Source organism: Acinetobacter lwoffii (genome assembly GCF_019048525.1).
Classification (GTDB): Bacteria; Pseudomonadota; Gammaproteobacteria; order Pseudomonadales; family Moraxellaceae; genus Acinetobacter; species Acinetobacter lwoffii_K.
The window spans coordinates 867,030-879,765 of sequence record NZ_CP077369.1 but is presented as its reverse complement, the minus strand read 5'-3'; the positions used below and the strand labels follow the sequence as shown (position 1 = coordinate 879,765).

The 12,736-nt window shown below is 44.9% G+C and carries 5 protein-coding genes, 2 tRNA genes and 3 rRNA genes; 1 reads left to right on the top strand and 9 read right to left on the bottom strand.

Annotated features, from left to right (window positions below; genetic code table 11):
• Nucleotides 1-61: 61 nt before the first annotated feature.
• The 7 genes from rrf to tyrS all read right to left on the bottom strand — a co-directional run bounded on the left by rrf (nt 62) and on the right by tyrS (nt 8,282).
• Nucleotides 62-176: ribosomal RNA gene (gene rrf, locus I6L24_RS04085) — 5S ribosomal RNA — on the bottom strand.
• Nucleotides 177-367: 191 nt separating this feature from the next.
• Nucleotides 368-3,262: ribosomal RNA gene (locus I6L24_RS04080) — 23S ribosomal RNA — on the bottom strand.
• A gap of 449 nt (nt 3,263-3,711) precedes the next feature.
• A tRNA-Ala gene (locus tag I6L24_RS04075) sits at nt 3,712-3,787 on the bottom strand.
• A gap of 45 nt (nt 3,788-3,832) precedes the next feature.
• Nucleotides 3,833-3,909 (bottom strand) — tRNA-Ile (locus I6L24_RS04070).
• A 60-nt stretch (nt 3,910-3,969) separates the two neighbouring features.
• A 16S ribosomal RNA gene (locus I6L24_RS04065) occupies nt 3,970-5,507 on the bottom strand.
• Together the 16S, 23S and 5S rRNA genes with 2 tRNA genes alongside form the textbook arrangement of a ribosomal RNA operon.
• A gap of 735 nt (nt 5,508-6,242) precedes the next feature.
• The gene (locus I6L24_RS04060; protein WP_216986461.1) at nt 6,243-6,536 is read right to left on the bottom strand and encodes a hypothetical protein; all 294 of its coding nucleotides are present in this window, start codon (nt 6,534-6,536) and stop codon (nt 6,243-6,245) included.
• A 531-nt stretch (nt 6,537-7,067) separates the two neighbouring features.
• The gene (gene tyrS / locus I6L24_RS04055; protein WP_216986460.1) at nt 7,068-8,282 is read right to left on the bottom strand and encodes a tyrosine--tRNA ligase; all 1,215 of its coding nucleotides are present in this window, start codon (nt 8,280-8,282) and stop codon (nt 7,068-7,070) included.
• 80 nt (nt 8,283-8,362) lie between these two features.
• Between tyrS and I6L24_RS04050 the strand changes: the two genes are divergently transcribed.
• Nucleotides 8,363-9,490, top strand: a complete 1,128-nt coding sequence (locus tag I6L24_RS04050) for an anhydro-N-acetylmuramic acid kinase (protein ID WP_216986459.1) — start codon at nt 8,363-8,365, stop codon at nt 9,488-9,490.
• Nucleotides 9,491-9,594: 104 nt separating this feature from the next.
• Here I6L24_RS04050 and I6L24_RS04045 read toward each other — a convergent pair whose 3' ends face one another.
• Entirely contained in the window at nt 9,595-10,887 is a 1,293-nt protein-coding gene (locus I6L24_RS04045; RefSeq protein ID WP_216986458.1) for a lytic murein transglycosylase, read from the bottom strand.
• Nucleotides 10,888-11,600: 713 nt separating this feature from the next.
• The gene (locus I6L24_RS04040) at nt 11,601-12,722 is read right to left on the bottom strand and encodes a 5-(carboxyamino)imidazole ribonucleotide synthase (RefSeq protein WP_005094872.1); all 1,122 of its coding nucleotides are present in this window, start codon (nt 12,720-12,722) and stop codon (nt 11,601-11,603) included.
• Nucleotides 12,723-12,736: the final 14 nt, after the last annotated feature.

Below are 12,736 nucleotides of genomic sequence, written 5' to 3'. Positions count from 1 at the left end.
ATAATTTTTGCACATAAAAAAATCCCCCTCTGCGTATGCGGAGGAGGATTTTCGAATAATGAGCTGGCGATGACTTACTCTCACATGGGTAACCCCACACTACCATCAGCGCTAAGAGGTTTCACTTCTGAGTTCGGGAAGGGATCAGGTGGTTCACTCTTGCTATGGTCGCCAGCACAACTGTTTATGACTATTTGCTTGGGTCTTATGGGCGTTGTTTTCACTTCGCTAGCCTAGCTTTCGTCAAATGAGTTATTAACAGGTATATCTGAGTTGCAGTAGTTTGTTCGTTTAGCGTAACTAAATCAAGTCACTTTGCTTAATATCGAATCAATCGAGCTTCGTACAACAACTGTTTGGGTGTTGTATAGTCAAGCCTCACGAGCAATTAGTATTGGTCAGCTTCACATATCACTATGCTTCCACATCCAACCTATCAACGTCGTAGTCTTCAACGGCTCTTTAGGAGACATAAAGTCTCGGGGAAATCTTATCTTGAGGTAGGCTTCCCGCTTAGATGCTTTCAGCGGTTATCCCTTCCGAACATAGCTACCCGGCGATGCCACTGGCGTGACAACCGGTACACCAGAGGTTCGTCCACTCTGGTCCTCTCGTACTAGGAGCAGATCCTCTCAAATTTCCAACGCCCACGGTAGATAGGGACCGAACTGTCTCACGACGTTCTAAACCCAGCTCGCGTACCTCTTTAAATGGCGAACAGCCATACCCTTGGGACCTGCTTCAGCCCCAGGATGAGATGAGCCGACATCGAGGTGCCAAACACCGCCGTCGATATGAACTCTTGGGCGGTATCAGCCTGTTATCCCCAGAGTACCTTTTATCCGTTGAGCGATGGCCCTTCCATACAGAACCACCGGATCACTAAGACCTACTTTCGTACCTGCTCGACTTGTGGGTCTCGCAGTTAAGCGCGCTTTTGCCTTTATACTCTACGCGTGATTTCCGACCACGCTGAGCGCACCTTCGTACTCCTCCGTTACTCTTTAGGAGGAGACCGCCCCAGTCAAACTACCCACCAGACATGGTCCTCGTCCCGGATAACGGGACAGAGTTAGAACCTCAATATTACCAGGGTGGTATTTCAAGGACGGCTCCATCGCAACTAGCGTCGCGACTTCAAAGCCTCCCACCTATCCTACACAAGTAAGATCAAAGTTCAATGTCAAGCTGCAGTAAAGGTTCACGGGGTCTTTCCGTCTAGCCGCGGGTACACCGCATCTTCACGGCGAATTCGATTTCACTGAGTCTCTGCTGGAGACAGCGCCCCCATCATTATGCCATTCGTGCAGGTCGGAACTTACCCGACAAGGAATTTCGCTACCTTAGGACCGTTATAGTTACGGCCGCCGTTTACTGGGGCTTCGATCAAGAGCTTCGCTTACGCTAACCCCATCAATTAACCTTCCAGCACCGGGCAGGCATCACACCCTATACGTCCACTTTCGTGTTTGCAGAGTGCTATGTTTTTAATAAACAGTTGCAGGGGCCTGGTTTCTGAGGCTGTCGGCCGCTCAAGGAGCAAGTCCTATCACAGACAACAGCGTACCTTCTCCCGAAGTTACGGTACCATTTTGCCTAGTTCCTTCAGCAGAGTTCTCTCAAGCGCTTTGGTCTACTCGACCTGACCACCTGTGTCGGTTTCGGGTACGATTCCTGTGTAACTGAAGCTTAGAGACTTTTCCTGGAAGCATGGTATCAGCCACTTCACTGTACAAGTACAGCTTGCTATCAGTTCTCAGCATAGAGTACCCCGGATTTGCCTAAGATACATGCCTACAACCTTCCACCTGGACAACCAACGCCAGGCTGACTTAACCTTCTCCGTCCTCTCATCGCATTACACAGAAGTATTGGAATATTAACCAATTTCCCATCGACTACGCCTCTCGGCCTCGCCTTAGGGGTCGACTCACCCAGCCCCGATTAACGTTGGACTGGAACCCTTGGTCTTTCAGCGTGCGAGTTTTTCACTCGCATTGTCGTTACTCACGTCAGCATTCGCACTTCTGATACCTCCAGCAGACTTCTCAATCCACCTTCATCGGCTTACAGAACGCTCCCCTACCACGCATAATAAATTATGCATCCGCAGCTTCGGCATATAGTTTTAGCCCCGTTACATCTTCCGCGCAGGCCGACTCGACTAGTGAGCTATTACGCTTTCTTTAAAGGGTGGCTGCTTCTAAGCCAACCTCCTAGCTGTCTATGCCTTCCCACATCGTTTCCCACTTAACTATAATTTTGGGGCCTTAGCTGGCGGTCTGGATTGTTTTCCTCTTGACTACGGACGTTAGCACCCGCAGTCTGTCTCCCGGATAGTACTCATTGGTATTCGGAGTTTGCATCGGTTTGGTAAGTCGGGATGACCCCCTAGCCGAAACAGTGCTCTACCCCCAATGGTATTCGTCCGAGGCGCTACCTAAATAGCTTTCGGGGAGAACCAGCTATCACCAAGTTTGATTAGCCTTTCACCCCTATCCACAAGTCATCCCCTGGCTTTTCAACGACAGTGGGTTCGGTCCTCCAGTTAGTGTTACCCAACCTTCAACCTGCTCATGGATAGATCACCTGGTTTCGGGTCTATACCCAGCAACTAATGCGCCCTATTAAGACTCGGTTTCCCTACGGCTCCCCTATGCGGTTAACCTTGCTACTGAATATAAGTCGCTGACCCATTATACAAAAGGTACGCAGTCACCGAACAAGTCGGCTCCCACTGCTTGTATGCATGCGGTTTCAGGATCTATTTCACTCCCCTCACAGGGGTTCTTTTCGCCTTTCCCTCACGGTACTGGTTCACTATCGGTCAGTCAGGAGTATTTAGCCTTGGAGGATGGTCCCCCCATATTCAGACAAGGTTTCACGTGCCTCGCCCTACTCGACATCATCATATAAGCCCTTTCGTGTACAGGACTATCACCGTCTACGGTCGCACTTCCCAGAGCGTTCCACTAGAACTTATATGACTTAATGGGCTCTTCCCCTTTCGCTCGCCGCTACTGAGGGAATCTCAATTGATTTCTTTTCCTAAGGGTACTGAGATGTTTCACTTCCCCTCGTTCGCCTTGCAACACTATGTATTCATGTTGCAATACCTACCTTATGGTAAGTGGGTTTCCCCATTCAGACATCTCCGGATCACAGGATATTTGCCGCCTCCCCGGAGCTTTTCGCAGGCTATCACGTCTTTCTTCGCCTCTGACTGCCAAGGCATCCACCACATGCACTTAATTACTTGACTATACAACCCCAAACAGTCGTTTATCCTTACAAGTGGGATAAGCAACAGATTGTGATGATTTCTCATCACGCTCATACAGTTGGCGTTTGTGCACTTAAGCACCGTACAGCTTCAATTAGATTCATATACCAAAACGCTTGATTCAGTTAATTTCGCTAGAACTCATTTCCTTAATCTTCACATCACAGTAATAAATCACTGTTAGTGTTGATCTTAAAAACGAGTTTGAACAAATTATTTCAACTCAAATATATTCTGTTAATGATTTTTCCAGCCTTCGTCAGGTCAGGAAACTGTGATAAATCACAGAGATTATCAAGTGCGCGTATCATAACGCTTGTACTTGTTAATCTCTAGGATCTCATCACTTGATCGCTTAAGGACTAAACTAACAATCAACTGATTGTCTATTTATTAGCTTTTGTCTTTATACATTCCGTAGGAATGTATGGTGGAGACTAGGAGAGTCGAACTCCTGACCTCCTGCGTGCAAAGCAGGCGCTCTACCAACTAAGCTAAGTCCCCAGCTTATCAATAAGTCAATGTATCTTTTCTTCTGTAGTCAGATAGTGGTGGGTCTGACAAGACTTGAACTTGTGACCCCACGCTTATCAAGCGTGTGCTCTAACCAACTGAGCTACAGACCCTCAGATACATCGTATGAAGAACAACTTGTTGTGGATTCTTACCAATCGTCAATCTTTCGTTAAGGAGGTGATCCAGCCGCAGGTTCCCCTACGGCTACCTTGTTACGACTTCACCCCAGTCATCTGCCACACCGTGGTAAGCGTCCCCCCTAAGGTTAGACTACCTACTTCTGGTGCAACAAACTCCCATGGTGTGACGGGCGGTGTGTACAAGGCCCGGGAACGTATTCACCGCGGCATTCTGATCCGCGATTACTAGCGATTCCGACTTCATGGAGTCGAGTTGCAGACTCCAATCCGGACTACGATCGGCTTTTTGAGATTAGCATCCTCTCGCGAGGTAGCAACCCTTTGTACCGACCATTGTAGCACGTGTGTAGCCCTGGTCGTAAGGGCCATGATGACTTGACGTCGTCCCCGCCTTCCTCCAGTTTGTCACTGGCAGTATCCTTAAAGTTCCCGGCTTAACCCGCTGGCAAATAAGGAAAAGGGTTGCGCTCGTTGCGGGACTTAACCCAACATCTCACGACACGAGCTGACGACAGCCATGCAGCACCTGTATGTAAGTTCCCGAAGGCACCAATCCATCTCTGGAAAGTTCTTACTATGTCAAGACCAGGTAAGGTTCTTCGCGTTGCATCGAATTAAACCACATGCTCCACCGCTTGTGCGGGCCCCCGTCAATTCATTTGAGTTTTAGTCTTGCGACCGTACTCCCCAGGCGGTCTACTTATCGCGTTAGCTGCGCCACTAAAGCCTCAAAGGCCCCAACGGCTAGTAGACATCGTTTACGGCATGGACTACCAGGGTATCTAATCCTGTTTGCTCCCCATGCTTTCGCACCTCAGTGTCAGTATTAGGCCAGATGGCTGCCTTCGCCATCGGTATTCCTCCAGATCTCTACGCATTTCACCGCTACACCTGGAATTCTACCATCCTCTCCCATACTCTAGCCAACCAGTATCGAATGCAATTCCCAAGTTAAGCTCGGGGATTTCACATTTGACTTAATTGGCCACCTACGCGCGCTTTACGCCCAGTAAATCCGATTAACGCTTGCACCCTCTGTATTACCGCGGCTGCTGGCACAGAGTTAGCCGGTGCTTATTCTGCGAGTAACGTCCACTATCCAAGAGTATTAATCTCGGTAGCCTCCTCCTCGCTTAAAGTGCTTTACAACCAAAAGGCCTTCTTCACACACGCGGCATGGCTGGATCAGGGTTCCCCCCATTGTCCAATATTCCCCACTGCTGCCTCCCGTAGGAGTCTGGGCCGTGTCTCAGTCCCAGTGTGGCGGATCATCCTCTCAGACCCGCTACAGATCGTCGCCTTGGTAGGCCTTTACCCCACCAACTAGCTAATCCGACTTAGGCTCATCTATTAGCGCAAGGCCCGAAGGTCCCCTGCTTTCTCCCGTAGGACGTATGCGGTATTAGCATCCCTTTCGAGATGTTGTCCCCCACTAATAGGCAGATTCCTAAGCATTACTCACCCGTCCGCCGCTAGGTCAGGTAGCAAGCTACCTTTCCCCGCTCGACTTGCATGTGTTAAGCCTGCCGCCAGCGTTCAATCTGAGCCATGATCAAACTCTTCAGTTTAATACTATGTAGTGCCTTAAAGGACACCAATCTTGGCTCATCAATTTTCTGACAAATATTTCTCAAATAAACTTCGAGTAATTTCTACCATCAATCAATGAAAATAATTTCGATCAATCAACCAGTAAAAATCCACACAAGTTGTTCTTCATAATCTCTTAATGATCTTTCTAACACCTCGTCAGTGCCAGAAGCTGGACTTCGATAAACTCAACAACTCCGCCATTCTGCTTCGTTCGTTTCCGTCTATCTCGTCGGTATGGGTGCATTCTAGAGGATTTCAGAATCATTGCAACCCCCAATTCACTATATTTTTCACGTATGTCTTTTTTTTCTACAAAAATTACTGAAAAATCGCTTTTTTATCTAATTTTTAAGCGTTTTTATGCAATAAACCCACTAAACACGTCATTTTATTTTTATAACTGAAAATTCATTTAGACCTAAAAACTATCACAATAATATTTAAAACAGTATTTTTAGCCTTTTGACATTCAAATCTTATCTTTTATTTAAATTAGCTCATCAAAAGAAAACCAAAATTATTCTATCTCGTCCAATAAACTGATCTAAATCCTAGACTCCTCAATTGATGAGTTATTTTTTACGTACAAGGCTTTTATAAAAGCCTATTTTTAGGCTGCTATATAGCAGAGGTATTCATTTTTAGTTTTTCGAATCCCAAGACCATGCGTAGATCACTTATATATAGAAGATAAAGTCTGTTATTTTGCATTAAGCGACTTTTTCCTGCTGTTGCTGTCCACGCCAATGTTGCATGACCTCTACAGTCATGTCTTTCTTACCCTGATAATCCTCGGCAATAAAGAATAATTTCGCGCGTCGCGGTAACTGCTCTTCAATCAGGGAAAATAAAAAGTAATGCGCGGCCAGATCAAGCTGCATAAATAAAGTATAGACAGATCCATAGAGTTGCTGTTTTTGTTCGACCGGCTGGTATTCAAATAAGAACCGTAATATGCAATCGATCTGTTCATCAAAAATATCTTCTGTTGGAAAGCGATACATTCAATCACCTCTGCTTTAATTTTTTATGTTTTGCACTTTTCTTTTGGAGTCAATTGAAATGAACTCACCCTTAGAGGTCATTCACCTAAGTTCGATTTGCTGATTAATTTTAAGTTTAGTTGTTCAACAAGAAGAGTAGGCATGCAGATTTATATTTTGATTACGCAATCAGAATAAATAAAAAAGGAAGAGATCTCTCCCAAAATCTCCTCCTTAGAATTGAATCTTTACCCGATCCATTATGTCATTATTATAGTTATTCGCTTTAAAGCTTTTAAAAAGAGCCTCTTGGAAAAGAGACTTCTCAGTTGTGGAGTACTATTATTTTTACTACCCTCTAGATGCTCTAAACGAATTCTCTAGATGAATAAATCCTATACATAATAAAGATGAAAAGCAAGTGATTTGGGAAAAATTAACTCTTGTTTTCATAGGGTTTTTTTTGACTTTACTTATTTGATTTTTAAATATAGAACATCAACAAAAAAAGCAGACCGAAGCCTGCTTTTATTTCAATAACTTATCCGTTTTTTAGTCAACAAAAGTGACTTTAGCGATTGCTTTTTTACTGGCCTGAACAATCAAAGTTACGTTCTCTTTCACAGAATAGGTCGTATCTACAGTCTGCCAATCCACTTTCACTGCACCACGGCCTAATGCATCCTTAGCCTGGGCTGCATTTTTGGTTAAGCCGGCTTCACGTAAAATCGAGGTAATAAAGATTTCCCCACCAAACTCGCCACGTGAAATAGTTACTTCTGGCGTACCTTCGGGTAATTCACCTTCAGTAATGATATTGCCCGCGCCTTTATGCGCATTGGCAGCCGCCTCTGCACCATGGAAACGCTCAACCAGCTCCAGTGCAAGAATCTTTTTCACTTCTTGAGGATTACGGCCTTCTGCCACTTCTTTTAATAACTGTTGAATTTCTTCAATGGTTTTAAAGCTGAGCAGATCAAAATAACGCTCAATCAATGCATCCGGCATTGAAAGCACTTTCTGGTATATCGCGCCCGGTGCATCAAATACACCAATATAGTTACCTAAAGATTTAGACATCTTGTTGACGCCATCTAAACCCTCAAGGATTGGCACTGTGATACAGACTTGTGCTTCTTGGTTATAACGACCTTGTAAGGTACGACCCATCAACAGGTTAAAGGTTTGGTCTGTACCACCCAATTCAACATCTGCTTCCAGCGCAACAGAGTCATAGCCTTGTACCAATGGGTACAAAAATTCATGAATCGCGATCGGTTGTTGATTGTTATAACGCTTGGTGAAATCATCACGCTCCAACATACGCGCAACCGTTTGCTGTGATGCCAATTGAATTAAATCAGCCGCAGTTTTTTGCGCAAACCACTCCGAGTTAAACACCACTTTGGTTTTGTTGGGATCAAGAATTTTAAATACTTGTTCTTGATATGTTTTAGCGTTCTCTAAAACCTGTTCACGTGACAATGGTGGACGTGTTGCGCTCTTGCCGGTCGGGTCACCGATCATCGCAGTATAATCACCGATCAGAAACAATACTTCATGACCCAAATCCTGGAATACTTTTAACTTATTAATGAGAACCGTGTGGCCCAAGTGCAAATCAGGTGCAGTCGGGTCAAAACCCGCTTTAATTTTTAATGGACGATTCAATTTTAATTTCTTGAGAAGGTCTTCTTCAGAAATAATTTCGTGGGTGCCTCGTTGAATGAGGGCAAGTTGTTCTTCAGCCGGCAGGAAATTTGACATCACAAAATCCAATACATCAGTTACTCAATTTGTGCGATATACTAACACTTTTTCAGCATATTGCAGGCTTAAGAATAACCATGACAGCGATCTATATTGGGGTAATGACCGGCACGAGCATGGATGGTGTCGATATTGTTGCTGCTTCTTTTGATCCACTCCAGCTTCATGCCACACTCACTTTGGCATTTGATCCTGACCTTCGGGATGAGCTGATGGCACTGACCTTGCCGGATGACAATGAAATTGACCGCATGGGCAAGGCTGATGTTGCACTGGCACAAATGATTGGTCATGGTATTAATACGTTGATTGAAAAAAATAACCTGGATAAATCCAGAATTAAGGCGATTGGCTCGCATGGCCAGACTATCCGGCATCGTCCTGAACATGGCTTCACCCTGCAAATTGGTGACCCGAACATCATTACTGAAATTACCCAGATTCCGGTGATTTCAGATTTCCGTCGTCGTGATCTGGCGGCAGGTGGTCAGGGAGCACCTTTAGTTCCGGCATTTCATCAGGATATTTTCCAGCATGACAGCATTCACCGGGTAATTTTAAACCTAGGTGGCATTGCCAATGTCAGCCTGCTGCCTGCCGGCAAGCCTGAAGAGGTATATGGTTTTGATACCGGACCGGCCAATATCTTGATGGATGCTTGGTGTTCCCGTTATACCGGTCAGCCTTTTGATGAAAATGGTAACTGGGCAGCCTATGGCACCCCGATTCGCAGTTTGCTTGATCGCTTGCAGTCACACGAATTCTTCTCCAAAGAGCCTCCCAAAAGTACCGGTCGTGAAGATTTCAACCTAGAGTGGCTGGATGAACAGATTGCCGACTGGCGCAATGACTTGCAATACGATGAACTGGAAGATACTCCGGAAAATGTACAGGCGACTTTATTAAAGCTCACCACCCGTGCCATTAAAAAAGCCATTTACCGTTCTGGCATGGATACCGGACAGGTTTTTGTTTGCGGTGGTGGTGCCTATAACTCACATTTACTGGAGCAGTTGCGCTGGCGTTTACGTAAACATGAATGGAGTGTACAGACTACCGCCGATCTGGGCCTCAGTCCAACCTGGGTAGAAGCCACCGCCTTTGCCTGGCTGGCCATGCGTTTTATGAATCAACTGAATGGCAACCTACCTGCAGTCACTGGTGCTGCTGGCTATCGCGTCCTCGGCACCATTACTGCTGTTTAAGTTCAGCGAATTACTATTATCTTGCATAACTATATAGCTACTCAAAAACAGTCATCAAAAAAAGGTTTGCATTCATGCAGACCTTTTTCCGTTTTCAATATTCTTTATTGCATCATGCGTTTGGCATTTTCATTTCTAAAGGCCCGCAAAATCTGCTGACCGGCACGACCTGTCGGACTTAAGCCTAAACGCTGCTGTTCCTGACGAATCGCCTGCCGGGTTTTATCTCCAATCAGGCCATCCACCGCACCAATGTCATAACCTCGATTCAATAAAAATTGCTGGATCTCACGACGTTCTGCACGAGAAGTTCCCGGATCATCAGTAGGCCATGTGGCCGTAAAGCTACCTTTACCTTGCAGGCGATCGGATAAATGCGCAATCGCCAAGGCATAACTTTCTGCCGCGTTATAGCTATAAATGGCATCAAAGTTTTTAAATACCAAAAATACTGGACCACTCGGGCCTGCAGGTGCAAGCAATCCGGCCTGAGAAGATTGCGATAAATTTCCTTGAACCAATGCCGAACCATCGGCACGAACTACACCTTGATTAATCCAACTCCTCAAGGATTTTTTATTTCTTCGGCCTTCATCGGAAACCGACATGCCTTGAGGGATCTTGACTTCAAAACCCCAAGGTTGTCCGCTCTGCCAGCCGCGCTTGCTTAAAAAGTTGGCAGTTGATGCGAGTGCATCCGGAATGCTCGAAACTAGATCACGTCGGCCATCACCATCAAAATCAACTGCAAGCTCATCATAAGTCGATGGCATAAACTGGGTATGACCAAATGCGCCTGCCCAGGAACCCTTTAATTGTTCTTCACGCACATCGCCACGCTGTAACAGTTTCATAGTGGTAAAAAACTCACCACGGAAATAACTCTGGCGACGACCTTCACAGCTCAAAGTTCCTAAAGCCTGTAATAAAGGATATTTCCCCGAAATATCACCAAAATTACTTTCGACACCCCATACCGCAACTACCGTTTCTGCAGGTATACCATAGGTGGCAGCAACACGATTGAGCACCTCACGATGTTGCTGTAATTTTTGCCGGCCGAGCTGAACCCGTTCTTCATCCACCAAACCAGACAGATAATCCCAAATTGGGGTAGAAAATTCAGGCTGGTAATTCAGGCGTTCAATCACTGAATAATCAGGGCTTAAGTTTTGGGTATAACGATCATAGGTACTGCCGCTTACACCTCTAGCAACAGCTTGACTGCGCAAATTGGCGAGACAGTTTTGAAAATTATTTTGGGAGGCATAATTCGGGATATTTGAACTAGAGGTCAAATCAGTCGGCGTGACACGTTGACCATTAATAATAAGTTCAGCCTGTGCCTGTGAAGCAGCCAAGACCACAGAACCAATAAAAAGTGCAAGCCGTTGCATAAGACCCTTGAGTATTTAGATTTTGAATTATGTTTCTACCTTAGCAGCTCATGATGAAAATTAAAGCGCCAATGCGTAAATTTAAATCCATAATTCCTACACTTTTAAATTCATTTTGTAATCTTTAAATTTAAACATGAGTTATCCACAAGCCTGATTTAAATTCAAATCAGCGGGATTTTTAAATTCAAATTCAAAACACTTGCAATCAGTTTTAAATTTAAAAATTACTGGGGATAACTTGTTTCAGGAAAAGCGACTCTCGATCATCAACATGCTCTAATTACACTAGTTTTTCTTTTAAATTCATTTAAATAATGGGCTAATATTTTTAAATTCAAAACTTTGAATTTATTTATCCAGTTTTAAATTTGAATTCATATTTTTTTGAATTTAAAAGCGCAAGTTTAAATTCAAAGTCCGATTTAAATTCGAATTTGTTTTTATGAATTTAAATTCAAAACCACTTTCCAGTTTTAAATTCAAACTTTGATTTTAGGCTTATCCACAAATGAATATGACAAAATTCAGCGGTAAATAAGATTTTATTGAATTGGTATATTTATACTCAATTGATCAGTTTATAAGCAATTGATTTAAAAACTGATCCGACCAATGGCAGGTATTTTTGAAGAGGCGCAATCATGCCTGAAAGCAGACAAATAAAAAAGCGATCACCGAAGTGATCGCTTTTTTTATCAGCAAGTTAAAGCCTAGATGGTCATATCTTCGCTCAATGCCAATGGATTCGGTAAAATTTTCGCCAGTTGGCGGCAAAGTACAGACAATTGCGCGCTGTCATTTGGCATCAGGGTAATGTGACCAATCTTGCGGCCTTCGCGCTCTGACTTATTGTAAAGATGCAAATGTGCACCTTCCAGAGCAAGTACATCTGCAGATTTCGGATGCTGACCAATGATGTTCACCAAGACAGTTGGGCGGATCACTTCAGTTGAACCTAAAGGTAAACCTGCCACGGCACGCACATGGTTTTCAAACTGCGAACATACTGCACCTTCAATCGACCAGTGACCCGAGTTATGCACACGTGGTGCCATCTCGTTGGCATATAGGCCATTGTCTGTCACAAACAACTCAAGGGTCAGCACACCGACATAGTTCAGATGATTCAGCAGGCGAGTGATGTATTCTTGTGCTACCGGCTGCAAGTCAGTACTGTCCGGTGCTGGCACAATCGAGTGCGACAGAATGCCGTCATGATGATGATTTTCCGCCAATGGCCAGGTTTTAACATCACCATCTTGGCCGCGTACTGCAATGATTGAAACTTCACGCGAGAAGGTGACAAAGCTTTCTGCAATCAGCTCACCTGCAGGGCCCAATTCTGCCCAGGCCTGATCCATCTGATCGGTCGAACGTAAAACGAATTGGCCTTTACCATCATAACCGCCACGCGAGGTTTTCAGTACGATCGGCAAGCCCAGTTCAGCTACAGCAGCCTCTAAGCTTTCCAGTGAAGTGACCGCTTTGTACGGTGCAACCGGAATAGCCAGTTCATCAAACAAGGCTTTTTCAGACAGACGATGCTGGGCAATCGCCAAAGCCTGACGCGGCGGATGCAGTTGCTTGCTTTGCGTCAGTACATCAACATCTGTAAGTGGCGTATTTTCAAACTCAAGGCTAAATACATCTGCACTATTAATAAAGTCTTGCAGACCATTTTCAGCCTGGCTCGAAATCACCGGACCCAAAGCAGCAGAAGGACAGTCTGTGCTGGCTTCAAAAAATGTACATTGAATATTTAATGGAAGTGCCGCTTGCGCCATCATACGACCCAGCTGACCGCCACCAAAAATACCGATGGTTTTATCCATAATCTGTGTCTCGA

What these genes read in the sequence shown, in the direction of transcription:
- I6L24_RS04060 (WP_216986461.1), bottom strand. Translation starts at nt 6,536, where the DNA reads ATGTATCGCTTTCCAACAGAAGATATTTTTGATGAACAGATCGATTGC.
- tyrS (WP_216986460.1), bottom strand. Translation starts at nt 8,282, where the DNA reads ATGTCAAATTTCCTGCCGGCTGAAGAACAACTTGCCCTCATTCAACGA.
- I6L24_RS04050 (WP_216986459.1), top strand. Translation starts at nt 8,363, where the DNA reads ATGACAGCGATCTATATTGGGGTAATGACCGGCACGAGCATGGATGGT.
- I6L24_RS04045 (WP_216986458.1), bottom strand. Translation starts at nt 10,887, where the DNA reads ATGCAACGGCTTGCACTTTTTATTGGTTCTGTGGTCTTGGCTGCTTCA.
- I6L24_RS04040 (WP_005094872.1), bottom strand. Translation starts at nt 12,722, where the DNA reads ATGGATAAAACCATCGGTATTTTTGGTGGCGGTCAGCTGGGTCGTATG.